The 26527-nt window shown below is 62.6% G+C and carries 21 protein-coding genes; 14 read left to right on the top strand and 7 right to left on the bottom strand.

The window, feature by feature from the left end:
- The first annotated feature begins 68 nt into the window (after positions 1-68).
- Together DS839_RS04725 and ppx are read left to right on the top strand one after the other, a co-directional pair.
- Positions 69-2252, top strand: a complete 2184-nt coding sequence (locus DS839_RS04725; protein WP_119269124.1) for an RNA degradosome polyphosphate kinase — start codon at positions 69-71, stop codon at positions 2250-2252.
- Complete coding sequence (ppx, locus tag DS839_RS04720; RefSeq protein WP_119269123.1) at positions 2249-3760, top strand: exopolyphosphatase; 1512 nt, start codon at positions 2249-2251, stop codon at positions 3758-3760. Before DS839_RS04725 ends, ppx begins: the two co-directional genes overlap by 4 nt.
- Before the next feature lie 422 nt (positions 3761-4182).
- Here ppx and DS839_RS04715 read toward each other — a convergent pair whose 3' ends face one another.
- Together DS839_RS04715 and rnd are read right to left on the bottom strand one after the other, a co-directional pair.
- Positions 4183-4476, bottom strand: coding sequence for a GYD domain-containing protein (locus DS839_RS04715; RefSeq protein WP_119269122.1), 294 nt, complete (start codon positions 4474-4476; stop codon positions 4183-4185).
- A gap of 73 nt (positions 4477-4549) precedes the next feature.
- The gene (rnd, locus tag DS839_RS04710; RefSeq protein ID WP_119269121.1) at positions 4550-5737 is read right to left on the bottom strand and encodes a ribonuclease D; all 1188 of its coding nucleotides are present in this window, start codon (positions 5735-5737) and stop codon (positions 4550-4552) included.
- 267 nt (positions 5738-6004) lie between these two features.
- On the opposite strand from rnd, the gene aspS reads away from it, so the two are divergent.
- Positions 6005-7786, top strand: coding sequence for an aspartate--tRNA ligase (gene aspS, locus DS839_RS04705; RefSeq protein WP_119269120.1), 1782 nt, complete (start codon positions 6005-6007; stop codon positions 7784-7786).
- Between the two features lie 13 nt (positions 7787-7799).
- Positions 7800-9908 carry a glycosyltransferase family 2 protein gene (locus DS839_RS04700; RefSeq protein ID WP_119269119.1) on the top strand — a complete coding sequence of 703 codons (2109 nt, stop codon included), beginning with the start codon at positions 7800-7802 and terminating at the stop codon, positions 9906-9908.
- A 50-nt stretch (positions 9909-9958) separates the two neighbouring features.
- Here the strand turns inward: DS839_RS04700 and DS839_RS04695 are convergent, their stop codons facing one another.
- Positions 9959-11167: an aq_1923 C-terminal domain gene (locus DS839_RS04695; protein ID WP_162918305.1), complete on the bottom strand. Its 1209-nt coding sequence runs from the start codon at positions 11165-11167 to the stop codon at positions 9959-9961.
- 249 nt (positions 11168-11416) lie between these two features.
- Between DS839_RS04695 and DS839_RS04690 the strand changes: the two genes are divergently transcribed.
- Entirely contained in the window at positions 11417-12172 is a 756-nt protein-coding gene (locus DS839_RS04690) for a L,D-transpeptidase (RefSeq protein ID WP_119269117.1), read from the top strand.
- A 73-nt stretch (positions 12173-12245) separates the two neighbouring features.
- Positions 12246-12920, top strand: a complete 675-nt coding sequence (locus tag DS839_RS04685; RefSeq protein WP_119269116.1) for a ceramidase domain-containing protein — start codon at positions 12246-12248, stop codon at positions 12918-12920.
- Positions 12921-13314: 394 nt separating this feature from the next.
- Here the strand turns inward: DS839_RS04685 and DS839_RS36860 are convergent, their stop codons facing one another.
- Entirely contained in the window at positions 13315-13725 is a 411-nt protein-coding gene (locus tag DS839_RS36860; RefSeq protein WP_368911244.1) for a hypothetical protein, read from the bottom strand.
- On the opposite strand from DS839_RS36860, the gene DS839_RS04680 reads away from it, so the two are divergent.
- Positions 13696-14079: an opioid growth factor receptor-related protein gene (locus DS839_RS04680; RefSeq protein WP_368911180.1), complete on the top strand. Its 384-nt coding sequence runs from the start codon at positions 13696-13698 to the stop codon at positions 14077-14079. The two genes, DS839_RS36860 and DS839_RS04680, sit on opposite strands and share 30 nt — an antisense overlap.
- Positions 14080-14103: 24 nt before the next feature.
- Positions 14104-14295, top strand: a complete 192-nt coding sequence (locus DS839_RS04675; RefSeq protein ID WP_119269114.1) for a type II toxin-antitoxin system VapB family antitoxin — start codon at positions 14104-14106, stop codon at positions 14293-14295.
- A gap of 55 nt (positions 14296-14350) precedes the next feature.
- On the opposite strand, the gene DS839_RS04670 is transcribed toward DS839_RS04675, so the two are convergent.
- Positions 14351-18049: a vitamin B12-dependent ribonucleotide reductase gene (locus tag DS839_RS04670; RefSeq protein ID WP_119269113.1), complete on the bottom strand. Its 3699-nt coding sequence runs from the start codon at positions 18047-18049 to the stop codon at positions 14351-14353.
- Positions 18050-18603: 554 nt separating this feature from the next.
- Here DS839_RS04670 and DS839_RS04665 point away from each other — a divergent pair.
- Positions 18604-18996 carry a hypothetical protein gene (locus DS839_RS04665; protein WP_119269112.1) on the top strand — a complete coding sequence of 131 codons (393 nt, stop codon included), beginning with the start codon at positions 18604-18606 and terminating at the stop codon, positions 18994-18996.
- A 110-nt stretch (positions 18997-19106) separates the two neighbouring features.
- Here DS839_RS04665 and DS839_RS04660 read toward each other — a convergent pair whose 3' ends face one another.
- The gene (locus tag DS839_RS04660) at positions 19107-20354 is read right to left on the bottom strand and encodes a S41 family peptidase (protein ID WP_162918304.1); all 1248 of its coding nucleotides are present in this window, start codon (positions 20352-20354) and stop codon (positions 19107-19109) included.
- Between the two features lie 75 nt (positions 20355-20429).
- The gene (locus DS839_RS04655; protein WP_119269110.1) at positions 20430-21983 is read right to left on the bottom strand and encodes a DHA2 family efflux MFS transporter permease subunit; all 1554 of its coding nucleotides are present in this window, start codon (positions 21981-21983) and stop codon (positions 20430-20432) included.
- Between the two features lie 226 nt (positions 21984-22209).
- On the opposite strand from DS839_RS04655, the gene DS839_RS04650 reads away from it, so the two are divergent.
- The 5 genes from DS839_RS04650 to DS839_RS04630 all read left to right on the top strand — a co-directional run bounded on the left by DS839_RS04650 (position 22210) and on the right by DS839_RS04630 (position 26519).
- A complete protein-coding gene (locus tag DS839_RS04650; protein WP_162918303.1) occupies positions 22210-24204 on the top strand; it encodes a bifunctional DedA family/phosphatase PAP2 family protein in 1995 nt (664 codons plus the stop codon).
- Between the two features lie 63 nt (positions 24205-24267).
- Positions 24268-24669 carry an NADH:ubiquinone oxidoreductase subunit NDUFA12 gene (locus DS839_RS04645; protein ID WP_119269387.1) on the top strand — a complete coding sequence of 134 codons (402 nt, stop codon included), beginning with the start codon at positions 24268-24270 and terminating at the stop codon, positions 24667-24669.
- A gap of 91 nt (positions 24670-24760) precedes the next feature.
- On the top strand, positions 24761-25321 hold the full coding sequence (mlaD, locus tag DS839_RS04640) for an outer membrane lipid asymmetry maintenance protein MlaD (protein ID WP_119269108.1): 561 nt from the start codon (positions 24761-24763) through the stop codon (positions 25319-25321).
- Positions 25318-26079 (top strand): class I SAM-dependent methyltransferase, encoded by a 762-nt coding sequence (locus DS839_RS04635; RefSeq protein ID WP_119269107.1) that lies wholly within the window; start codon positions 25318-25320, stop codon positions 26077-26079. The genes mlaD and DS839_RS04635 overlap by 4 nt, the downstream gene beginning before the upstream one ends.
- Positions 26080-26105: 26 nt before the next feature.
- Positions 26106-26519, top strand: coding sequence for a DUF2155 domain-containing protein (locus tag DS839_RS04630; protein ID WP_119269106.1), 414 nt, complete (start codon positions 26106-26108; stop codon positions 26517-26519).
- Positions 26520-26527 lie beyond the last annotated feature (8 nt).

Here is a 26527-nt window from a genome sequence, read left to right as displayed (position 1 = left end):
CTTCATCGTTCGGTCACATGGCCCGATTATGAGCCTGAAATTCGGGGTCTCCGGCAGGATTTGGCGCGATGAACGAAATCTCTCTCACGATCGAACCCAAGGTTGAGGCCCCGCTCAGCGATCCCAGCCGCTTCATCAATCGCGAGCTGTCCTGGCTCATCTTCAACATGCGGGTCCTGGAAGAGGCGCGCAACAAAAACCACCCGCTGCTCGAACGGCTGCGCTTCCTGTCGATCTCCGGCAACAATCTCGATGAATTCTTCATGGTGCGCGTGGCGGGCCTCGTCGGCCAGATGCGCGCCAAGCTGGTCGAGTTGAGCCAGGACGGCCTGACGCCGGCCGAGCAGCTCGAGCAGGTGCGCAAGCTTGCCCAGGAGCTGATGACCGAGCAGGATACGCGCTTCCTGCAATTGCGCGACGAATTGAGCGAGAACGGCATCCGCATCGTCGATCCAAGCGAGATCACCGATGAGGAGCGCGCCTGGCTCGACGAGCGCTTCCTCGGCCACATCCTTCCCGTGGTGACGCCGATCGCCATCGATCCCGCCCATCCTTTCCCCTTCATCCCCAATCGCGGCTTCATTATCGCGCTGCAGCTCAAGCGGAGGCGCGACGCCGGCCTGATGAACGCGCTGCTGCCCATTCCGCAGCAGCTCGACCGCTTCATAAGGCTGCCCGGCACGAGCACGGGCCAGGCCCGCTTCATTTCGCTCGAGAACATGCTGACCCTGTTCGTGCCGCGTCTTTTCCCCGGATATGACGTGCTGGGCCAGGGCCTCATCCGCATCATCCGCGACAGCGACATCGAAATCGAGGAAGAGGCCGAAGACCTGGTGCTGGTGTTCGAAAGCGCGCTCAAGCGACGCCGCCGTGGATCGGTGATCCGCATGGAGGTCGATGCCGCATGCCCGTCCAACCTGCGCGACTTCATCGCCGACGAGCTCGGCGTGTCGAGCGACGAGATGGTGACATGCCTCGGCCTCATCGGTTATTCCGACACCAAGCAGCTCATCCTCGACGAGCGCCCCGACCTCAAGTTCAAGCCCTTCGTCGCGCGCTTCCCCGAACGCATCCGCGATCACGGCGGCGATTGCTTCGCCGCCATCCGCCAGAAGGACATCATCGTCCATCACCCATACGAGTCCTTCGACGTCGTCGTGCAGTTCGTCAAGCAGGCCGCGCAGGATCCCGACGTCGTCGCCATCAAACAGACGCTCTACCGCACGTCCAATGACAGCCCGATCGTCGCCGCACTGGTCAAGGCGGCCGAGGCCGGCAAGTCCGTCATGGCGCTGGTCGAGCTCAAGGCGCGCTTCGATGAAGAGGCCAATATCCAGTGGGCGCGCAATCTCGAGCGCGCCGGCGCCCAGGTGGTCTTCGGCTTCATCGAGCTCAAGACCCATGCCAAGGTGTCGATGGTGGTGCGCCGCGAGAGCGGCAATATGCGCACCTATGTGCATTTCGGCACCGGCAACTATCATCCGGTGACGGCGAAGATCTATACGGACCTCTCCTTCTTCACCTGCGATCCGGCGCTGGGGCGCGACGCGTCACGGCTCTTCAACTACATCTCGGGCTATGCCGAGCCCGAGGACCTGGAGAAGATCTCGCTGTCGCCGCTCGACATGAAGACACAGCTCCTCGAGGACATCGAGGATGAGATCGAGCATGTGAAGGCCGGGCGGCCCGGCCAGATCTGGGCCAAGCTCAACTCGCTGGTCGATCCGGGCATCATCGATGCGCTTTATGCGGCAAGCCAGGCGGGCGTGCAGATCGACCTCGTGGTGCGCGGCATATGCTGCCTGAGGCCCGGCGTCCCCGGCCTTTCGGAGAACATCCGCGTCAAGAGCATCATCGGGCGTTTCCTCGAGCACAGCCGGATCATCTGCTTCGGCCAGGGCCATGGGCTGCCGGACCCGAACGCCCGGGTCTATATCGCCTCCGCCGACTGGATGCCGCGCAACCTGCATCGCCGCGTCGAGACGCTGATCCCGATCGAAAACCCGACCGTGCATGAGCAGGTGCTGGGCCAGATCATGATGGCCAACATGAAGGACAACGAGCAGAGCTGGGAACTCCTGTCCGACGGTTCGTCGCGGCGTATAGCGCCAGGTCCCGACGAGGAGCCATTCAACGCCCACACCTACTTCATGAAGAATCCATCTCTCTCTGGACGCGGTAGATCGCTTAAAGGTAGTCTGCCGCCACCAATAACTGGCCGCGTCGGCAGGAAGTCCAGAGCCAAGAAGTGAAGCGAAAAAGGTTAGGTAGCGGGTCGACGAAATACCGGCCGGTATCCGTCGTCGACATCGGGTCGAACTCGGTGCGTCTCGTCGTGTATGATGGTCTGCGCCGGGCGCCCACGCCGGTTTTCAACGAGAAGCTCCTTTGCGGCTTGGGCCGCGGCGTCGCCACGACCCGCCAGCTCAACCCGCAAGGCATGGAGCGGGCGCTCTCCGCCTTGCGCCGCTTCAAGGCCCTGTCGCGCCAGATCGGCGCTCGCGAAGTCTATGCCGTGGCGACCGCTGCGGCCCGGGAAGCGGAAAACGGTCCGCAATTCGTGGACATGGCGGAAGAGGCGCTCGGCGCCCATATCGACGTGCTCTCGGGCAAGGAAGAGGCACGGCTCGCCGCCATGGGGGTGATGGCGGGCGTCACCGGCGCCGACGGGCTGATCGGCGATTTGGGCGGCGGCAGCCTCGAGCTCATCGATGTCGGCGAGGGCCGCATCCGTGACGGGGTCACCTTCCCCTTGGGGCCTTTGCGGCTCCTGGACATGTCGGGCGGCTCGGTCGCCAAGGCGCGCGACATCATCGACAACTACCTCGATTCCTCGCCGCTTCTGACCCAGCTCAAGGGGCGCAATCTCTATGCGGTGGGCGGCACCTGGCGCAACATCGCGCGCATCCACATGGCGCAGACGCGCTATCCGCTGCACGTGCTGCACAATTACACGATCGGACGCGAGCAGGCGCGCTCGGTGGCCGATCTCGTCTCGCATCTCTCCTCATCCTCGCTCAAGGACATCAAGTCGGTGTCGCGCAGCCGCATCGACACGCTGCCCTATGGCGCGCTCGTGCTCGAGCGCCTCTTGGCCAAGTCCAAGGTCAAGCAGATGGTGGTGTCGATCTATGGCGTGCGCGAGGGGCTGCTCTATTCGAAGCTGCCCAAGCGCAAGCGCGACGCCGATGCGCTGCTCTCTTCCTGCTGGGAGTTCTGCTGCCGCTATGCACGCTCTCCCGAGCACGAGCTCGAGCTCTGCGACTGGACCGACAAGCTCTTCATGCACAAGAGCTTCGAGGAGACCGAGTCCGAGCGCCGTTTGCGCCATGCCGCATGCCTCCTCGCCGATATCGGCTGGCGGGCGCATCCCGACTACCGCGCCCAGCGCTCGCTCGGCATGATCTCGCAAGCCGCCTTCGTCGATATCGACCATGCCGGCCGTATCTTCATGGCGCTCACCATCTACTATCGTTATGAGGGCGAGGAGGAGGGCATGACCAGCAATCTCGCCCGCCTGGTCGACGACAAGATGCTGGAGCGGGCGCGGTTGTTGAGCGATGTGTTCCGCCTCGCTTACATCATCACCGCCGCCATGCCGGGCGTCCTGCCCAAGATCGGCATCGAGGCCGAAGGCACCAAGGGCCTGATCCTCCGGGTGCCGAAGAAATTCGCCGACCTCATGGGCGAGCGGGTCGAGAAGCGGCTGGCTGCGCTCGCCGGCCAGATGGGACGTACTTCCAGGATTGAGATCGTTTGAATCGAGGTATTTGCGCGATATAAACAGCGCATGTGTTCGGTCGCAACCCTAATGCCGCCCATTGGATATGGCATCGCATTGATTGTCATTCTCCTGGCGCTTGGGACATGCGTATCTGTTTTTCATCCGGATCAGCTGCGTCTCGAGAATTATCTGGGAGTGCGAATTTGGAGTAACCACGTGTTCTTTGATCCCCGGCGGTGCGACTACTGCTCGCTGATCGCGTGGATGATCATTCTAAGTGGAGCGTTGTGTTTTATCGCCATCGAGTATTGCCGATGAGCCTTCGATTAAACGAGTCGGACCAGTTCCTCCCGCCGGGACGAAATGAGTGTGAGTCCTTGGCCAATGGACAAGGAGCTTCATGCCCAACAAATGCCAGAAGCAGAGTCGCGGACTAGACTAAGCGATACGCTTGACGCTCACTTCACCTTGGCCAGCACTTTGGCCATGTCGTCGGCGGAGAAAGCCGGCAGCGTCTGGGTGCGGACATTGCCGGCCATGCCGAGGGTGAGTCCGAGCGCCGTCATGCTCGTTACATCGGGCGCATCGACGATGGCGACGACATCGTACTGGCCGAGTGTCCAGTAAAGGTCCTTGACGGTCGCCCCGTGCTGCTTGGCGAGTTCTTTGAATTTCTCGGCCCGCTTGGTCGTATCCTTGACGGCGCGGACGCCTTGGTCGGTGAAGCTCGACAGGATGATGAAGGCAGGCATGGCTGATCCTCCCTGCGGACAGCCCCCGGCGCAGCAAGCCTAGCACAAGGCGTTCCTCAAGGGCAGGGAGGGCTTATTCGGCCGCCGCGGCGGCCGGCTTAAAATTTCCCGTATGCGGCATGATCTCGGCCCGGCCATCACGGAAGCCGATGACGGCGCGGCCGTGCTTGAGGTCGAGCGCCACACTGCCGAACATCTGGCGGCGCCAGCCCTTCATCAGGGGCACATCGGCCTCGTCGTCCTGCGCCACGGCGTCGATATCGGCGGCGCTGGCGAGAAGGCGCGGCGCCAGGCCCTCGCGCTCGGCCACGATCTTGAGGGCGAGTTTCAGGATCTCGGCGGCAGCCTGCGCGCTCTCCGCCACTTTCTCATGCACGCCCGGCAGAGCGGGGAGGAGCTTGGCGTCGGTCTCGAGGCCGTCCTTGACGGCGGCGAGAATGGCCTCGCCGGCGCGGGAATTGCCGAAACCGCGCGGCAACGCCCGCGACGCGTTGAGGGCTTCGCGCGTCTGCGGCATCTGGGTGGCGACCTCGATCAACGCGTCATCCTTGATGACCCGCTGGCGCGGCACGTTCTTTTCCTGAGCCTCGCGCTCGCGCCAGGCGGCGAGCGCGATCAGGACGCCGAGCTGCTTCTTGGAGCGCAGCCGCGTCTTGAGCCTCTTCCAGGCGTCTTCGGGCGCCAGATTATAGGTCTTGGGCGAGGTGAGGATCGCCATCTCCTGCGCCAGCCACGGCTCGCGCCCGGTCTTGTCAAGCTCTTCCTTCAGCTTCTCATAGACGGTGCGCAAATGGGTGACGTCGGAGAGCGCGTAATTGAGCTGCTTCTCGGTGAGGGGCCGGCGCGACCAGTCGGTGAAGCGCGAGGATTTGTCGATCTGAGCGCGCGCCAGCTGGCGCACGATCGATTCATAGGAGACCTGGTCGCCGAAGCCGCAGACCATGGCGGCGATCTGCGTGTCGAACACCGGATGCGGCACGCGGCCCGAGAGATGGAAGAAGATCTCGATATCCTGCCTGGCGGCATGGAACACCTTGAGCACGGCCTCATTCGTCATCAGCGCGTGAAAGGGCTTGAGATCGATGTCCTGAGCCTTGGGATCGATGATCGCCTGGCGCGTCTTTCCGGCGATCTGGATGAGGCAGAGGTCGGGCCAGAAGGTCTGCTCGCGCATGAATTCGGTGTCGACCGTGACATAGGCTTCGCGGGCGAGTTCCTTGACGAGGGCCTTGAGGGCTAGGGTGGTGGTAATGACCTCCATGGGCTCTAAGTCGCGCGAGTCCGGGGCAGGCGTCAAATGATTTGCTGACATAGCAGCTAAAATTCTATTTTATCTATATTTTTCAATGCCCTGGGCCGAAAGTGCGGGTCGCTGCGTCAATTTACGCCATTGGCCGCGCCGGGAGAGTGAAACAGGGCGGCGACGGCCTGAAAACCGGCGAAATCGCCGCAAGCTTGACAATCCCGCTTGCGCATGCGCTTTTCCCGCGCGCTCATCCGATTTTCCATGCCTGATTTGCGAGGGATTATGCACGCTTATAGAAGCCATACTTGCGGCGATTTGCGCGAGACGCAGCAGGGCGCCGAGACGCGCCTGTCGGGCTGGGTGCATCGCGTGCGCGATCATGGCGGCGTGCTGTTCATCGACCTGCGCGACCACTATGGCCTGACCCAGGTCGTCGCCGACCCCGACAGCCCGGCCTTCAAGACCGCCGAGACCTTGCGCTCGGAATGGGTGGTCAAGGTCGACGGCAAGGTCAGGCTGCGCCCCGCCGGCACGGAGAACCGCGATCTGCCGACAGGGCTCATCGAAGTGTTCGCCACCGGCATCGAGGTCCTGTCGGAGGCGAAGGAATTGCCCTTGCCGGTCTTCGGCGATGTCGAATATCCCGAAGACATCCGGCTCAAATACCGTTTCCTCGATTTGCGGCGCGAGAGCCTGCACAGAAACATCATGGCGCGCACCAGGATCATCGCCGAGATGCGAAAGCGCATGGGAGAGGCGGGCTTCACCGAATTCTCGACCCCGATTCTCACCGCCTCATCGCCTGAAGGGGCGCGCGACTTCCTGGTGCCGTCCCGCATCCATCCCGGCACGTTTTACGCGCTGCCGCAGGCGCCGCAGCAATATAAGCAGCTCATCATGGTGTCGGGCTTCGATCGCTATTTCCAGATCGCGCCCTGCTTCCGCGACGAGGACCCGCGCGCCGACCGGCTGCCCGGCGAGTTCTACCAGCTCGACGTCGAGATGAGCTTCGTCGAGCAGGACGATGTCTTCACCACCATGGAGCCGGTGATCCGCGCCGTGTTCGAGGCCTTTGCCGAGGGCAAGCCGGTGACGCAAAAGTGGCCGCGCATTCCCTTCGAAGAGGCGATGCGCAAATACGGCTCCGACAAGCCGGATCTGCGCAACCCGATCGTCATGCAGGACGTCTCCGAGCATTTTCGCGGATCGGGCTTCAAGGTCTTCGCCAATATCCTGGGCAGCGATCCCAAGAACCAGGTCTGGGCCATTCCGGCGAAAACAGGCGGCTCGCGCGCTTTCTGCGACCGGATGAACGCCTGGGCTCAAGGCGAGGGCCAGCCGGGCCTGGGCTATATCTTCTGGCGCAAGGAGGGCGACAAGGTCGAAGGGGCAGGGCCCATCGCCAAGAATATCGGCGAGCGGGCCGAGGCCATTCGCCAGCAGCTCGGCCTCGCCGACGGCGACGCGGCGTTCTTCGTCGCCGGCGACCCGAAGAAATTCGCGACATTCGCGGGCGCCGCGCGGACGCGCGCGGGCGAAGAGCTCAACCTCGTCGACCGCGAGCGGTTCGAACTGTGCTGGATCGTCGACTTCCCGTTCTATGAATGGAACGAGGAAGAGAAGATGATCGATTTCGGCCACAACCCGTTCTCCATGCCGCAGGGCGGCATGGAGGCGCTGAAGAGCCAGGACCCGCTGACCATCAAGGCCTTCCAGTACGACATCGTGTGCAACGGCTTCGAGATCGCCTCGGGGGGCATTCGCAACCATTTGCCGGAGACGATGGTCAAGGCCTTCGAGATCACAGGCAAGGACCGCCAGACGGTCGAGGAGCGCTTCGGCGGCCTCTATCGCGCTTTCCAGTATGGGGCGCCCCCGCATGGCGGCATGGCCGCCGGCATCGATCGCATCGTCATGCTGCTGGTCGGCGCCAAGAACCTGCGCGAAGTGACGATGTTCCCGATGAACCAGCAGGCTTATGACCTCCTGATGAACGCGCCTTCGGAAGCGACGCCCAAGCAGTTGCGCGAATTGCATCTAAGGGTCAATTTGCCGGAGAAATAGGGGAAGCGGCGGCATGGATGGCGGTTTCGGTTATCGCAATTGGAACGCCACCTTGCCGCTCCACGGGCAGGACTGGCCGGAGCGCGACGAGTTCAATGCGCTGTCGGACCGTGCCTTTGCCGAGCAGCTCCGGACCGTGCGCCATGCCGGCCCGCTGAAACCCGGCGAGATCGCGCTGATCAGCGTGGTGCGCAACGAGGCGCTCCGCCTGCCGCTGTTCTTCGAGCATTACAAGAAGCTCGGCGTGACGCGTTTCCTGATGCTCGACAACGCATCGGAAGATGCAACCCCCGAATTGCTCCTGGCCGAGCCGCTTGCCGATGTCTTCCACACCGGGGCTTCCTACCGCGACAGCTGCAGCGGCATCTACTGGTACAACGGCCTGGCCCGCGCCCGTTGCGTCGGCCATTGGACGCTGATGGCAGATGCCGATGAGCTCATCGTCTATGACGGGATGGACAGGCACGGCTTGCCGTCACTGGCGCAATGGCTCGAGCGCAATGCTCAGGACCGTGTCCTTGCGCCGATGATCGACATCTATCCGCCGGACGTGATCGGCGAGACGGGCCTCTCCGTCAAAGACAATCTGGAGCGGAACAGTTGGTTCGACACGACCGGCTATGCGTTGCAGCGCAAGCCCGCAGGCTGGCTCATGACCGGAGGGCCACGGCAACGCCTGTTCGGGACATTGCCGCTGCTCGGCGGCCAGTGGGCATCGAAGCATCCGTTCTTCCGCATGGGTGCGGACACGGTGGTCTGCAATGCGCATTTTGTCTGGCCGGGCGACGCCGGGCCGGCCCGTCCGTTTACCGCCTTGATTCACCTGAAATTCCTCGATGATTTTGCCGAGCGCAGCGCCCGCAACGAGCGCGAGGGCGAACATCACGACAATGCCGAGAAGTACCGCATCATCAACGAAAAGCTGGCCGAGCAGCCAAAGCAGATCGCGTTCTATCCGAAGTCGGAGAAGTATACCGGCCCTGGCAGCCTGATCGCGCATAACCTGCTGTTGCCGATCGAATGGCGGGCGATTGGAACCGAACCATTGCCGCATCTGCGGACCGTTGGTGATATCGACTATCGGCTATGGAACGGCGTCGGACTTAGGCTGACGATTTCTGCAGGCGAGCGCGAGGAGTTCGAGGACTTCTCCCGCAGATCGTTCGCGGCGCATTTGACGACCATACGCTGTCGCGGGCGTCTGGCGGCGGATGAGATCGGAATGGTGTGTGTTCTGCGCAACGAGGCGACGCGCCTGCCGCTGTTTTTCGATCACTATAAACGCTTAGGGATCACGCGTTTCTTCATGATCGACAACAATTCGGACGACGGTTCGCGCGATCTATTGCTCGCCGAACCCTTGGCCGACATCTTTCACGCCCAGGCGCTGTTCAGCGAGGGCCAGGGCGGCCTCTTCTGGGCGCAAGCCATCGCGCGCCTCTACGGCGAGGGCAATTGGCTTCTCCGCGCCGATGTCGATGAGCTCTTTGTCTATGATCGAATGGAAGAGCATGATCTCAAGGCTCTTGCGCTATGGCTCGACCGGCATGGCATGGACCGGGTCTATGCTCCGATGATCGATCTCTATCCGTCAGCGGCGATCGGCGGTTCGTCCCAGACCATAGCCGAGCTGATCGAGAAGGACAGCTGGTTCGACAATGACGGCTATTCGCTCGAAAGATGGCCGCAGGGCTGGCGCCTGACCGGCGGCCCGCGCTTCCGGCTTTTCCATCAGGACGACTCGCACAGGAACCTGATGTGGAAATATCCATTCTTCCGGATGGGCCCCGATACGCTCATCTTCAACCATCACTGGCTCTGGCCTTATGACACGGTGACCAATGGGGCTCTGGGAGCCATGGTTCACTTGAAGTTGATGCATGACCTCGTCGAACGCTCGGAGCGCTATGAACGTGAAGGCCAGCATTGGCGGAACTCGAACGCTTATCGAGTGATCAACAGGCATTTCAAGGAACAGCCCGAGGTCGTCGCCTTCTACGAAGGCTCGAAGCGCTATCGCGGACCCCGAAGCCTCATCCGCCACGGGATGCTGATGCCGATCGACTGGGAGGATGAGGGCCGGGCCTTTGACGATCCGCAGGCGATCGATTGGAGCAAATAAAATGGCCGGGAAATCCCGGCCATTCCGCAAAGTGGAGAGATCGCGACACCTCAGTCGTTGGCCGATATGGTGACGCCGAGCTGGTCGATGGCCGCCCCCGGATTGTTGGGATCGAGCGCCATGAGCTGCTGGACCGTGACGGGCTGTGCCGGCTTCGCCAGGATGGTAAGCGAGCGCGGATCCTTGAGATAGGCATTGACCGCTTCGACCGCCTTCTGGGTGAAGGTCGGGTTCTTGAGCTCGGCAAGGCCGAGTTGCAGCATGGCGCCGGCATTGGCCACCATCGTCGCCTCGTCCATGTTCTGCATCTTGGCGAGGAGCGGGATCATCTTCTTGGTGATCGATTGGTCCTCGAAGCGGAAGGTGACGCGGCTCACCTGGATACCCTGGACCAGCGGCATGAACTTGTTCGGATCGGGCTGCGCCTGGCCTTCGAGTTTCTGCAGCTCGGCCAGGAGGGCTGCGGGGATCTCGCCCATGCCCGCACCGATCTTGAGCGTGCCCATGTCCTTGCCGGTATAGAACATGTCGAAATTGAAGCCCATCTTGTCCGCGCCGATGTCGATATCGCCGTTGCCGCCGATATCGAAGGCGAGCGACGAATAGCCGAGCTGCTTCAGCATGCCCGAGGGATCGAGGGCGGCGATGGCGGCTTCCGGTATTGTGATATTGACGATCTTGAAATCGGTCTTGCCCGAGCCCGTGGCGGGATCGCCGTCCCATGTCATCTCATAGCCGTCGGCCGAGTAGGTCTGTCCCGCCGCCGTCAGCGTCATGGTGCCGGCGGACATCTTCTTGGCGATGTTCATATTGGCGCGCAGGGTGTCGGCCGGGGTCGGATTGTCACCGAGGGCCTTGACATACCAGTATTCGGCCGAGCTCTGGGGCACCGTGATGTTGAAGCCAGCCTCGGGCGTGCCCATGTCGACCTTGGTATCGGTATATTGCGCCGAAGCCACCTCGAACAGGCCGTTGCCCTTGTCGCTGATGCCGCTGAGCTTGATCTTGCCGACCGAGACGGACATCTTGCCCGCGGGATCGTTCGGGACCGCCAGGTTGGCGCTCAGCCCGTCGATCACGACCGATCCATCGCTTTCGGTCGTCAGCGACTGATAGGTCGGCTTGACCTTGAGCTGGCTCTCCCAGGTCTTCAGGATTGCGGTGACAAGCGGGGGCTCTTCGGCGGCGAAGGCGGGTGAGACGCCCGCCAGGGACGTAAAAACTATCAACGCGAGCGCCGAGCGCTTGACCAATGTCATTTCCAGACCTCTTGAAAAGTTAGATTGCCCCGACCCCGAAGCGGGCAGACATTAGGTCAAGCGGCGGGGAAAACCAATGGCGATATCAGGGCAAAGTTGGGATTTGGAGCCGGGGTGGGGGCGCCGCCCGTCACGCAACGGTGAAACCACTGGCACCCCGTAACCAGTTGAAAAGGCGCATGGTCCAGATTATTGTCCGCCGCGTCGGATTCTATTCGAGACGGGGCTGTCTCTTAACAAGGGGTTAAAATGCGGAAAATCTGGGTTGGCGCCGCGGCTGTCTTTGCCGTGGTGGGGCTTGTGACAGGGGGCGTCCAGGCAGCGACGCCCAATGTGAAGTCCAATATCACGGTGTACAGCGAGAAGCCGGCGCCGAAGAAAAAGGTCGTCAAGACCGTCAAGGTCGTCAAGGTCGAGCAGAAAAAGCCGCAGGCCAAGCGGGAGTACCGCCGGGCATCGTTGCGCCGGACCTGCGACAGCTTCTTCGAGTGCCTGTTCAGCACGAGGCGCGCCACGCGCGCATCCTTCGGGGGAATGGGCGGGGGCGACCGCACGACCCGTTCGACCGTCTCCTTCAGCGATGGCAAGTACAAGCCCGGCTCGATCATCATCCGCACGCCCGAGCGCGCTCTTTATTATGTGCTGCCTGGCGGCAAGGCGCTGCGCTACAAGGTCGGCGTCGGCAAGGAAGGCTTCCAGTGGAGCGGCAATTCCTCGATCGGCATGAAGCGGGAATGGCCGGATTGGCGCCCGCCTGCCGTGATGATCGCGCGTGAGGCCGCAAAGGGGAATATCATCCCGGAATATATGGAAGGCGGCCCCAACAATCCGCTGGGCGCGCGCGCCATGTATATCTCGGGCACGATGTTCCGCATCCATGGCACCAACAATGCCGCCTCGATCGGCGGTGCGGTGTCGTCGGGCTGCATCCGCATGATGAATTCGGACGTGATCGATCTCTACGACCGCGTCGCCCTCGGTTCGCGAGTCTACGTCTACCAATAGACTTGGGCTTTTTCGCCAATTGCGAAGCCGCGGTTGAAAACAGCCGCGGCTTTCGTCTTATATCAAGGGGCTCATGGACTGGTTTGCGCCGATCGATGCTTATTGTGAACGCTTAGGTCCCGGTCTTTGGGCCGAGCCGCTCAATGCGCTGAGCAACGCCGCCTTCTTCATCGCCGCCCTGTGGGCGGCGCGGACGGCGGCGAGAAGGGGCGTCGAGCCCGTCATCTGGCTCCTCATCGCGCTGGTCTTCGTCATCGGCCTCGGCAGCCTCGCTTTCCATACCTTCGCCGACCAATGGTCGGCATTGGCCGACGTGCTGCCGATCACGCTGTTCATCTACGGCTATCTCGCTTTCGCGCTGCGGCGGTTCCTGAGGCTTGACTGGTGGAAGGTAGGGCTGGGTCTGGGCGTGCTGTTCCTGGTCACCCTCGCGACCGAGCGCATCATGCCGCCCGGCTTCATGAACGGCTCCGGCGCCTATTTGCCGGCGCTCATCGCCAGCGTGCTCGTGTCGATCGAGCTAATGCGCAAGGGACACCCCGCCCAGCTCAATGTGAGCCTGGCCTCCACCATCTTGTTCGTGTCGCTGATCTTCCGCACCGCCGACCAGATCCTGTGCTCGATGCTGCCGATCGGCACGCATTTCGTCTGGCACATATTGAACGGGCTGGTGCTGGCGCTCTATCTCGAGGCGGCTATCCGCTATGGCGCGCGTGAGCCGCGCAAGACGTCCAAACAGGCTCCTTAAAAAGAACTGGCCCCGGAGGCTCATGCCGTCCGGGGCCCAGTCCTGAAGTATCGCTAAAGAAGATTACTTCTTCTTCTTGGCGGCCTTCTTCTTCGCCGTCTTCTTAGCAGCTTTCTTCTTAGCAGCTTTCTTAGCAGCCATAGTCTTTCTCCTGGTTAAATTAGAGCCCCAATAACGCAGGTAAGCCTCACATCTAACGTCCAACAATGCGACCCTCGAGAGGAATCATCATTTGTCAGGCCGTCATCGCAACGTGTTGTCTACCTGTTTGTGTGATTCGGCAATATGCCGACAACATCTGGTATGTCAGCAGAAATCCGCTAACAACCCGTAAACATTGAGAAATCGTGTTTTTTGTCCGTATACGGAAGGAAGCGCGCCGGATTCACGAGATTCATGCGGGAATCAAGTGTTTTTTCGTGTCCTCCGTATACGGATCAGCGTCCGGAATCGGCCTGGCGGAGAGGTTTTTTTGGCCCGCCGGCCCTGTGGCCGGGAAGTCACGCCGGCAAGATTTTTTTGCATGGGGAGCGATTTTGAGCATGAATCCACCTCGGGCAGGCCGGCGAAGGAGGCAGGCGAGCCCGGTGAGAAGGGGCGCTTCATCCGGCCTTTCGAGCGAAGCAGAGATGGTTCGATGCGCCACGAGAGCTGATTCCGGACAAGGGAGAAGCGAAAAATGACCGCGAAGACCGCCGTCGTCTTGTTTTTGACCGGAGAAGGACATGATCATCGCCACCGCTCTCTCGATGATGTCCTGGCATACGATGATTCCATGCTCGAACGGAGCCACGATTACATCCAATGGCTGTTTCCTCTGCCGGAAGCGAGCCGCTTTAACCATAATGCGCCGGTCTTGAGGCCTGAGGACATGGCTGAGATCAAGGCCAGCGACGCGGCGAAGGCCAATATGCGCCGCGCCCGCGACCGTATGCTCGATTTCTACAAGGTGAACGACCATTGGCTCACCGCCTTCGACCATAATCACCTGCGCATCACCCGCATCATCCGCTGCCTCAAGCTCGCTCTGGGCACAGACGAGGCGCGGGGCTTCCATGATGAGATCAGGGCGCTGGTCGCGGCCGCCGGCAATCCGGTCAATGCCGAGTCGCTCAGCTACTGGCGGAACGCCGCAGGCAAATCGAGTGATCCCTGCTAAAAAGGGTCGAGGAGCAGGACGACCATGCGAACAACCATTGAAATCAATGATAAGCTGATGAAACGGGCTATGAAGATGGCAGGCACGTCCACGAAGCGGGAGACCGTCGAAAGGGCTCTTCAGGTCTTGATCTACCTGGAGGTCGGGAAATCCATTCGAAAGCTGCGCGGCAAGTTCAACTGGGAAGGCGACCTAGGCGCCATGCGCCGAGACTGAAAATGAAAAATGGCCGGGACATGCCCGGCCATTTCTGATCAGCGTCGATCGAGGCTCATGAACACCCGCTGGTCGAGCCGCAGGTGTCGCATTTGAGGCAGGTGCCGTTGCGCACCATCGTGTAATTGCCGCATTCATTGCAGCTGTCGCCCTCATAGCCCTTCATGCGGGCCTCGGTGCGCCGGTCGAGCTCCAGCGTGGCGGGCGCGGCATGGACATGCACGTGCTCTTCGTGATGCTCATGCACATGCGCCTCGGCGACGGCGAGCGCCGATGTGCCGTAGGTCTCCGCGGCACGCATCTGCAGCGCATGGGCGGGCGATGATGAGGCCGTGGTGCTGCCGGTCGGCATCACGACGACATTGCGCAGGTTGAGGTTCTGCCGGCGCACGAAGCCCGAGGACAGGACCTTGGCGGCCGGCACCGGGACCGGAGCAGGGGGCGGCGCGCTGCCGTCCTCGACACCCTTGCCGAGCGCGTCGAAGCCGATATCGGAGGGCTCGACATGGGCGAGGTCGTGGCGGCCGAGATAGGAGACCGCGAGCTCGCGGAACACGTAGTCGAGGATCGAGGTCGCGTTCTTGATCGACTGGTTGCCCTGGACGAGGCCTGCCGGCTCGAAGCGCGTGAAGGTGAAGGCCTCGACGAACTTCTCGAGCGGCACGCCATATTGCAGACCGGTCGACACCGCGATGGCGAAATTATTCATCATGGCGCGCAGCGCCGTGCCTTCCTTGTGCATGTCGATGAAGATCTCGCCCAGCCTGCCATCCTCATATTCGCCGGTATGCAGATAGACCTTGTGGCCGCCGACGATCGCCTTCTGGGTATAGCCCTTGCGGCGCTGCGGCATGACCTCGCGCTCGCGCTTGACCATCACCTCGACGATCTTCTCGACCACGGTCTCGATGCGCTGCACTTGCGGCCTGCCCGCCAGCGTCTCGGCCAGGTCGTCCTCGGCCTCGTCATCCTCGATGAGCTGGGCCGAAAGCGGCTGGGAGAGCTTCGAGCCGTCGCGATAGAGCGCATTGGCCTTGAGCGCCAGCTTCCAGGACAGGAGATAGGCCTCGTTGCATTCCTCGACCGAGGCGTCGTTCGGCATGTTGATGGTCTTGGAGATGGCGCCCGAGATGAAGGGCTGGGACGCGGCCATCATGCGGATGTGGCTCTCGACCGAGAGATAGCGCTTGCCGAGCCGGCCGCAGGGATTGGCGCAGTCGAAGACCGGCAGGTGCTCGTCCTTGAGACCCGGCGCTCCTTCGAGCGTCATGGCGCCGCAAACATGGATATTGGCGCGCTCGATATCGGCCCTGGAGAAGCCGAGGTGGCTCAAGAGGTCGAAGCCGAAGTCGTTCAGCTGCTCATCCGTCAGCTTGAGCGTGCCCTTGCAGAAGGCCTCGCCCAAGGTGAACTTGTTGAAGACGAACTTGATGTCGAAGGCGGAAGCGAGGCCCGCCTCGACCTTGGCGATCTCGGCATCGCCGAAGCCCTTGGCCTTGAGCGCCTGGTGGTTGATCGCCGGGCTGTCGGCGAGCGAGCCATGGCCGACCGCATAGGAGACGATGGTCTCGATCTCATCGACGCCATAGCCCAAGGTGCGCAGCGCCTCCGGCACCGCCTGGTTGATGATCTTGAAATAACCGCCGCCGGCGAGCTTCTTGAACTTGACGAGCGCGAAATCGGGCTCGATGCCGGTCGTGTCGCAATCCATGACGAGGCCGATCGTGCCGGTGGGCGCGATGACGGTCGACTGCGCATTGCGATAGCCATGGGCCTCGCCGAGAGTGACGGCCTTGTCCCAGGCGGCACGGGCATGGGCGATGAGTGCTTTTTCGGGGCAGCTCAATTCATCGAGCGGCACGGGAGCGGTCTTCACCCCTTCATAGCCGACGGCGGCGCCATAGGCGGCGCGGCGATGGTTGCGCATCACCTTCAGCATGTGGTCGCGGTTCTTCTCGAAGCCCGGGAAGGGGCCGAGCGCCTTGGCCATTTCGGCCGAGGTGGCATAGGCGATGCCGGTCATGATGGCCGAGATGGCGCCGCAAATGGCGCGGCCTTCATGGCTGTCATAGGGTATGCCGGCGGTCATGAGCAGGCCGCCGATATTGGCGAAGCCCAGGCCCAGCGTGCGGAACTCGTAGGAGAGCCTGGCGATCTCCTTGGACGGGAACTGCGCCATCAGCACGGAGATCTCGAGCACGATGGTCCACAGGCGCACGCCATGCTCGAAGGAGGCGACGTCGAAGGTGCCGTCGCCCTGGCGGAACTGCAGGAGGTTGAGGGAGGCGAGGTTGCAGGCCGTGTCGTCGAGGAACATGTATTCCGAGCACGGGTTGGAGGCGCGGATCTCGCCTGAGGCCGGGCAGGTGTGCCAGTCGTTGATGGTGGTGTGGAACTGGATGCCGGGATCGGCCGAGGCCCAGGCGGCATAGCCGATCTTGTCCCACAGCGCGCGCGCCGGCAGCGTCTTGGTGGTCTTGCCGGTGAGGCGCGAGGTCAGCTCCCAATTGCGGTCGCTTTCCACCGCATTGAGGAAGTCGTCGGTGACGCGCACCGAATTATTGGAATTCTGGCCGGAGACGGTGCGATAGGCCTCGCCGTCCCAGTCGGTGTCATAGGTATCGAAGCTGATGTCCTTGTAGCCCTGGCGCGCGAACTGGATGACCCGCTTGATGTAGTTGTCGGGCACCATGTTGCGGCGCGCATCCTTGACGGCGCGCTTGAGCGCCGGGTTCTTCTCGATCTCGAAGCAATCGGTGCCCGAGCCTTCGCAATTGACGCAGGCCTTCATGATCTGGGTGAGCGCCTTGCGCACGGTCTTCGAGCCGGTGACGAGGGCCGCGACCTTCTGCTCTTCCTTCACCTTCCAGTCGATATAGTCTTCGACATCGGGGTGATCGATGTCGACCACGACCATCTTGGCGGCGCGGCGCGTGGTGCCGCCCGATTTGATGGCGCCCGCGGCCCGATCGCCGATCTTGAGGAAACTCATGAGGCCGGAGGACTTGCCGCCGCCCGAAAGCCGCTCGTTCTCGCCGCGCAGCTTGGAGAAATTGGAGCCGGTGCCCGAGCCGTATTTGAACAGGCGCGCCTCGCGCACCCACAGATCCATGATGCCGCCCTCATTGACGAGGTCGTCCTCGATCGACTGGATGAAGCAGGCATGAGGCTGGGGATGCTCATAGGCCGACTTCGACTTGACGAGCTTGCCGGTTTCGAAGTCGACGTAATAGTGGCCTTGGCCGGGGCCATCGATGCCATAGGCCCAGTGCAGGCCGGTATTGAACCATTGCGGCGAGTTGGGCGCGCATTTCTGGGTGGCGAGCATGTAGCAGAGCTCGTCATAGAAGGCGCGGGCGTCTTCTTCGGTGTCGAAATAGCCGCCCTTCCAGCCCCAATAGGTCCAGGTGCCGGCCAGCCGGTTGAAGACTTCCTTGGAGCTGACTTCGCCGCGGGTGCGCTCCTTGGGCGTAAGGGCGGCCAAGGCGGCGTCATCGGGGGCCGAACGCCAGAGCCAGGAGGGAACGGTCTCTTCCTCGACGCGCTTCAAGGCCGCAGGCACGCCCGCCTTGCGGAAATATTTCTGCGCCAGGATGTCTGAAGCGACCTGGCTCCAGGAAGCCGGCACCTCGATGTCCTCCAGGCGGAAGACGATCGAGCCGTCGGGGTTTTTGATCTCGCTCACCGCCTTTCGGAAATCCAGACCTTCGTAGGCATCCTGACCCGGTTGTGTGTAGCGGCGCTCGATCTTCATAGTTTCCCTCGTTCTTCTTCAACAGTTGGCCTGAGGTGGACGCGCAGGACTCCACCCACCGGCTTCTATTCACCCGTGTTTGACGACGCAGAACTCCCCATCCCCGGGAACGACACCCCCGCGGATCAAGCAGCATTATTTTGGGTTTTTCGTTGTGTGAGAGCCGGCTTTTGCCCCGGTTCTCGGTACCCCTCAGCCTCAGGACTCAATCTATTACATCGTCATATGAACGTCAACAGATAGTGTGTTACCAAAACCCTAACACTATATCTTGTGTCCACAGCTTGACGGTGGCTTGTGGATAAGTGAGAGTGCGCCACGATTCGGCAGACCCTCGCAAGCAAACCTTGAGCTTGACTGAAAAAACGCGGGAAAAGGGGCCGATTCTCGAGGGTGTGATTATGGGGCCTTCCACAAGCGCGGCGCCGGAGGCGAGGACAGTGATCCCAGAAGTCGCTCACCAGCCCATGTCCATTTGCGCCAGTCGCTTCTTGACATCGTGGGCCAAAGCGTGGTTCGGGAAATATCAGAATTAGAAAGTGTGCCCGCAGTTCATGGCCGGACTTGATCCGGCCACAGTCATTACCGGCACGTTGTTTTATAATTCGCTCCCCAAATGGAACCGTCATATGACCAGAACGCCTTGCCAAAACGCGGCGACGATCACCGCGTTGTTCGCCACCATCGTCGAAACCATCCTGACGATCTTGGCGGAACTCGGCGCTTGTTGCCGGGAGGTCGCGCTGCTGCGCCACAAAGCGGGCTTCCTGGCGCCTGCGGCGAGCGCGCTCTCTGTCCTTGCGCGCAAGCGCTCGCCCGAATTCGAGAGGGCCGTCATGATGGATAACGAGCTCTCTCTGCGCGCGCGGGTGCGCGCAGCCCGGCCAGCCCTGTCGCCGGCGATTGGTGCTTCATGGGCCAGGAAAACCCGAGGCAAAGGATATTGAAAGGGTATTTGAAAGGGTAATTTATCGGCAGTGAGGGCATGCATGTCCTCACGTAAAGAACTGGCGCGGCTTTGTCCCGGTTAGTGAATTCTTTGTCGGCAACGGAACGGCTAGTTGAGTCTTCGCATCAGGATGTCGATGGCCGCGGCCAGTTGCGGATCCGCACCCTTGGCATAGCGGATATCGAAAGGCACATCATGGTCGGGTGAGACCCCAACGCCCTCCAGCCGCTCATTGTCGACCGCGACGTCGGCGACGGCGATCAGCAGCAGGTCGCCGTTGGCTTGCATGAAGGCGCGCCCGGCCAGCACCGCGCCGGCGCTTCTCGTTCCCACGATCTCGCCATAGCCATATTTCTTGAAACCGTAGGCCAGTATTTCCTTGCCGCTGCGCGTGCCGCTGTTGATGATGAGGATGACGGGCTTGCGCCATCGCGCATTCACGGTCTCGGCGCCGTCGCGCCCGGTGAGCGTCATGGTCGGCCCGCGCGCGTTGAAGATGTCGAGATAGTCGGGCTGAGCGCCGCCCCAGCCGTCGCGCAGGTCCCAGATGAGGGCGTCGGCGTCCTTGAATTTCCCGCCGATGAGCTCTTCGAGAAGCTCCTGATACTGGCGTCGCGCATAGGACCAGATGTGGACATAGCCCAGTTTGCGGCCGTCCTTTTCGATGAGGCGGGCGCCGTTCTGCATGGCGGCGAGGAAGGTTTCATTGGGGCGCAGGGCTTGCGGAACGACCTCGACGGTCGTGAGCGGGCCCTGCGCCTCGCGCCGGATCGCAAGCCGGACTTTCCGCCCGGCCTTGTCGGCGAAAGATCGGACGGGAGCGAAAGACGAGCCGTCGGCGGTGACGATCTCATCGCCCACCATGAGCCCGGCCCGTGCCGCCGGAAAGCCATCGAATATGCCGCTGATGAAATGCCGCCCGTCGATCACGCGCGTGACCATGCCGACGCCTTGATAGGTGACTTCGCCCTTGGCGAAGCGTTTCTCGAGGTCGCGCCTGAGGCTTCCCGCGAAGATGTCGGCGAGGTCGTAATAGGCGATCTCGTCCGGTGTGTAATAGCCGGTATGGGAGGCATCGAGCTCCGCCAGCATCGTATTGATGATCCGGGCCACATCGGCGCCGGGCGCGCCGGCGCGCGCCCGATATTTCTGACCCGTGGCGTTCCAGTCGAGGCCCTTGAGCTTGGCATCGTAGAAGGACTCGCGCACATCCTGCCAGGCTTCATCGAAAGCTTTCACATTCACTGCCGAAACAGTGGCTTCTCGGGCTTGCGTTTCGGCGGCCACGGGCGATGGAATGACGATCGCGCAAGCGAGCATGGCTGCCGCAAGCAGGGAAAACCAGCATCTCGGCATGAAGTAACCTCCGCGAACCATCGCCCGCAGGCTAGCATCGCGCGGCCGAGGCCGAAGTCACATTTCTGCGACGCGTCAGTGCCGGCGGGTAAAGTCGCCGGAAGGCTGATCCAGTTTCCTGACGAATAGCAAAGCCACGAGGCCGGTGAGCGTGATGGCCGCCAGCAGCGCCCAGGCATCGTTGGTGGCCATCACCAGCGAATGCTTCTCGAGATCGGGCATGAGGTCGAGGAGCCGCATGGAATCGAGACCGCCTTCGATATCGGCGGGGGTCAGCCCGAAGAGGTCGAGGGTCTGGGGATCGCCGGCCTTGAGCTTATCGGTGAGGGCCTCGGCATGTTCCGGTCCGCGCGTGAACATGACGGTGTCGATGAGCGATATGCCGATGGCGCCGCCTAGATTGCGCATCATGTTGAACAGGCTGCTGCCGTCGCCGATCTGATGCTGAGCGAGACCGCCCAGCGCGATATGGGTGGGCGCCAGGAGGCACAGCATGACCGAGGCGCCGCGGATGACCTGCGGCCAGAACATCTCATTATAGTCGGTATCGGCCGTCTGCTGGGCGCTGAGGCCTAGCCCTAAGGCGAAGACGGTGAAGCCCAGGATCGTCAGCCAGCGGGCGTCGACATGTTTTTCGAGCTGCACCGCGACCGGCGCCATCAGGAGCTGGGCGGCGCCCGTCACCAGCATGATCTCGCCGATGCGCAAGGGGCCGTGGCCGCGCACGAAGGAGAGAAAGACCGGCATGAGATAGACCATGCCGAAGAGCGAGGCGCCGAGCGCGAAGCTCAAGATGCATCCGGCGGCGAAATTGCGGTTGCCGAGGAGGGCGATATCGACGACGGCATTCTCGCCCTTGAGGGCGCGCTGGACAAAGGCGGCGGCGAGGATGACGGTTGCTGCGAGAAGTCCGAGCACCGTGCCCGAGGTCCAGCCGTCATCGGGCGCCTGCTTGAGGGCGATCTCAAAAGCGGCAAGGGCCAGAGCGAGACAGATGAGGGAGAGCCAATCGAGGCTTCTTAGCCCGGTGAGGTCACGGGGTTCAGGGGCGAAGCTCACGAAGGCGATGGCGATGGCGACGATCCCGGGCAGGACATTGATGAGAAAGAGCCAGTGCCAGGATGTGGTCTCGGTGATCCAGCCGCCGACGACCGGTCCAAGCGTCGGCGCCAGCACCGCGACCACGCCGGCAATCGTGGTCGCGAGCGGATGGTTTTGGCGCGGGAACAGCAGGAATATGGCGGCGAAGACCAGGGGGATGAGGACGCCGCCGGCAAAGCCCTGGATGACTCGCGCCGCGATCAGCGAGACGAAATCGAAGCTCACCGCGCAGGCGATGGAGGCGAGCGTAAAGACGGCCAAGGCGATGATGAAGGTCCGCTTGAGGCCGAGCGTGCGGATGAACAGGCCGGTCAGCGGAATGGCGATGATCTCGGCGATGAGATAGGCGGTTTGAATCCAGCTCATCCGATCGGCGCCGATGGCGAGCGCCTCCTCGATCACGGCGAGCGAGGTCACCACGACCTGGATGTCGAGGATCGCCATGAACATGCCGATGCACATGGCGGCAAAGCCCGCCCAGCTGGCGGCGGTGGCGGTCAGTCGATCGGGAGAGGACGGGGAGGTCATGCGTTGATCGGAACCGGGCGCTGGAAGGTGATGAATAGCAAAGACAGGCGCTTTATTCGAGGATGACAGGATCAAGCGATTCGGCGTAGTCAGACCTTTACGCCTTGTTCTCGACACGAGGTTTTTGGTAAGTCGGCCCCACCATCCCCCGAGGCCCCATCGTAATAACCTTGTGACTTTCCTGACTTAACGAACCACCGGCCGCATGGAGCATATACAGCCTTATTTGGATTATTTTGCCCAGCATCCCGGCTGGGCGATCGCCGTGGTCTTCCTCATTGCCTTTGGGGAAGCCTTGCTCATCATCGGCCTGTTCGTGCCCTCGACAGCGGTGCTGGTGGGGGCCGGCATGCTGGTCGGGACCGGGCATCTCGAATTCTGGCCGGTCTTCATTGCCACCGCCGTCGGCGCGATCCTCGGCGATCAGCTCTCTTATTGGGCGGGACGCCTGTTCGGCAACAGCCTCAAGACATTGTGGCCGCTCAACCGCTATCCCGTTCTCGTCGCGCGCGGGGAGGATTTCGTGCGCAGGCATGGCGGCAAGTCGATCGCCATCGGCCGTTTCGTGCCCGGCGTCAAAGCCGTCGTGCCGGGCATCGTCGGCATGTTCGGCATGGGGCAGGTCTATTTCGCCACCATCAACGTGACCTCGGGCCTGTTCTGGACGGCGGCACATGTGCTGCCCGGCATGCTGTTCGGCCAGGTGCTGGCCATGGCGGGCGAGCTCAGCGAAAGACTGCTGATCGTCCTCCTCTTGCTGCTGCTGCTGCTCGCCATAGCGGGCTGGCTCATTCGCCTGTTCATCGGCGGCCTCGGACCAATCATCGAGAACGCCCAGGACAGTTTCGCCGCCTGGGCGCAAAAACAGCCGGGCCGCTTCTGGCCGCGCATCGGCGCCGTCATCTCGCCCGCCCACCCGGGATCGCTGTCGATCATCCTCTTCGCTGCCCTCGCGGTCACCGCCTTCATCGCCTTCCTGCACATCATGAGCAGCGTCTTCGGCCAGTCGACGCTGATCGATGCCGATCTTTCGGTCCACAATATGATGCAGGGCCTGCGCAACGCGCCGAGCGACGAGATCATGACCATCATCACCATGCTGGGCGATGGCTTCGTCATGGTTGCGGTGGGGCTCGCCATTGTCGCCTGGCTCCTGTGGCGGCGCGAATGGCGGATCGCGGTCGCGGCCTTCCTCACCATCCTCGCCGCGCGGCTGTTCGTGCCTTTGATGAAATTGTGGCTGCAGCGGCCGCGGCCGCTCGAGCTCTCAGGGCTCCCGGAAGTCTTCAGCTTTCCCTCCGGCCACACGACCTTCGCCACCGTGACGCTCGGCGTCTTCGCGGTGCTGGCGAGCCATGGTCTCAGAAGCTGGGGCAAGGCGGTGGTATTCGCCGCCGCCGGCATCGCCGTCATCGCCATCGCCTATTCGCGCATCTATCTCGGCGCCCATTGGATGTCGGATGTGCTGGGCGGCTTCCTGTTCGGCGCGGTCATGATCGCCGCCTTCGGCATCGCCATCGAAGCGGTGCCGTCGCGCCGCATCATACCCTGGGGTCTGACGGTCGCGACCTTGCTCGCCTTCGCTGTCGCCGGATCGATCCATATCTCGCGCGACTATCCGGCCAATGCCGAGACCTATGCGCCGCGCGAGGCGATCGTTCTCTACGATCGCGAGCAGTGGGAATCCGGGTCCTGGGCGAGCCTGCCCCGGCAGCGCATCGATCTCGCCGGGCGCAGCGAAGAGCCGTTCTGCGTGCAATGGGCGGGTGATCCGACGCCGCTTGCCGAAGCGCTCGGCAAGGAGGGCTGGACGGAAGAGGGCAAGTGGTCCTGGACATTGGGGCTTGCCTATCTCGATCCGCAGCGCGCGCTCAGCGATCTTGCGCCGCGCCCGGCTCTGCATCAGGGCAGGCTCGCCGACCTGACCTGGACGAAGCCGGTGGCGGGCAAGCCCGATGAACGCCTGGTCCTGCGGGCGTGGAAGACCGATGTAATGATCGGCAAGGCGCAGGAGACCTATCCCGTCTATCTCATGAGCCTCATGCGCGAGCGCCTGCGCCGCGGTTTCCATCTTTACGCGGTGCCGTCACCGCTCCCGGCCGATGCGCCGGAACGCGAGGGCCTGGCGGCGCTGATACGCTCGATCCCTGCCGTCAGGGTCGTGGAGGCCCGAGGGCTCGAGGCCAAGGACGGCCTGACCCTGGTCGATGCCATGAAATGAGCGCTCAGGATGGGCTGGACAAAACCGGCTAATTCCGCCAATCAAGGCCCAAAAGGTGACGACGTGATCGAATTCCTCAAGCAGTTCTTTACCTGGTGGAACAGCCGGACGCTGGGCCTGTGGCTATATACTTGGCGCAAGGGCGAGTTCGTCGGCGAGGACGAGTTCGGCAACCGCTATTATCGCGCGCCCTCGGCGCTGCCGCAGTCGATCGCAGAGCGCCGCTGGGTCGTCTATAACGGCTATGCCGAAGCCTCGATGATCCCGCCCGGCTGGCATGGCTGGATGCATCACCGCCAGGCCAACCCCCCGACGAAGAACGACTACCAGCCGCGCGAATGGGAAAAGCCGCATCAGCCCAATCTCACCGGCACGGCGCGCGCCTATCGTCCGCCGGGCAGCATCATGGGCAGTACCTGGCCGAAAGTCGCCAAGCCCGATTATGAAGCGTGGCGCCCGGAATAGTCATTTTTTCCGGCCTGCTGCTGCCACAATTTGCGGGTTGTCTCGAATCCCTAAAGACCGCTAGAAGGCCGAGGTCGCAAGGGACCGCATCATGAAGAACACGACTGTTGAAACCGCCATTGGCGCGCTGGTCATCCTGATCGCCGCCGGCTTCTTCGCTTTCGCCTATACGACCTCGGGGAAGAGCAGCACCACGGGCGGCTACAGGCTGACGGCCGAATTCGACAATATCGCCGGCGTCAATACCGGCACCGATGTGCGGCTTGCCGGCATCAAAGTGGGGACCGTGGTCAGCCAGTCGCTGAACCCGGACAACTACCAGGCCGTCGTCACCATGTCGATCGATCCCAAGGTGAAGCTCACCGACGACACGACGGCGAAAGTGACATCCGAAGGCCTCCTGGGCTCGAACTTCATCGCCCTCGATCCCGGCGGATCGGATACGATCCTTGCCGATGGCGGGCAGATCACCAACACGCAAGGGTCCGTCGATATCTGGACGCTGATCTCGACGGCGATGTTCGACAGCGGCAAGGGCAAAGGCGACGACAAGCCGGCGGAGAACACGCAGACCCCGCCACAGCCCGAGACCGCGCCTGAGACGGCGCCGGAGCCCGAGCCGCAGCCGCAGCCGGAAACGCAGCCGCAATGACAGGTGGCGACTCGCGCCGCCAGACCTGGTCGGCGGCGTCCTATGACGAGCATGCGCGTTTCGTCTCCGACCTCGCCTCAGGCGTGCTCGACTGGCTCGCGCCCAAAAGCGGCGAGCGCATTCTCGATCTCGGTTGCGGCGACGGCGTGCTGACGGCGGAACTCGCGGCCAAGGGTGCTGGGGTGGTGGGCGTCGATGCGAGCGAGGATTTCGTGCGCGCCTGCCAGGCGCGGGGCCTCGATGTGCGCCTGATGGATGGCGAGGCGCTCACTTTCGCGAATGAATTCGATGCCGTGTTCTCGAATGCGGCACTCCATTGGATGACGCGTCCGGAGCGGGTGATTGCCGGCGTCGCGCGCGCCCTCAAGCCGCAAGGCCGGTTCGTCGCGGAGTTCGGCGGCCACGGCAATGTCGCGGCGATCACGACGGCGCTCCATGCGGTCGCCATGCGCCATGGCAAGGATGTCCGCCTCGCTCATCCCTGGTTCTTCCCGTCGGTCGAAACCTATCGGGGGCTCCTGGAGGCGCAAGGCTTCGCGGTGGCGCGCATCGCGCTCATCCCGCGCCCGACGCCGCTCAAGACCGGCATGGCATCCTGGCTCAAGCTGTTCAACTCGCCCTTCTTCCACCAGTTCGGCGAGAATTTCGACGCCGCCGTGAACGAGACCGAAGAGCTCCTTGAGCCCGCTTTGTGCGATGCCCAGGGCAACTGGACGGCGGACTATGTGCGCCTGCGGGTCGAAGCGCGGACATCATGACACGTATCCTGCCACTCGTTGCTTTAATGGCGATGGTTGCGCCGGCCGCGGCCGAGCGCGTCTCCAATCCCATCGCCGTTTTTGCCGGCCTCGACAAGATCACCGGCCTCACCACCACGTTCGAGGCGAAGATCGGCGAGCAGAAGCGCTTCGGCGGGCTCTTCATCAAGGCCGATGCCTGCTATACGCGCGATGTCACCGAGGAGCCGCGCACCACGTCCTTCGTCGAGGTCGAGGAGATCGAATCCGACGACACGCGCAAGAAGATCTTCTCCGGCTGGATGTTTGCCGAGAGCCCGGGCTTGAGCGCGGTGGAGCATCCGATCTACGATGTGTGGCTGACCGGCTGCCGCGATCCCAACGCGCCGCCGCCGGTGATCGAGCAGGTGCCGGACACCCAGCCTGTGCCGGGCGGCGAGGAAGAAGAGCCGGAAGACTGATCAAGGTG

The organism is Taklimakanibacter deserti (assembly GCA_003574785.1).
Note: the sequence above shows the minus strand (reverse complement) of the source record. Positions and strands in the feature narration are given on the sequence as shown.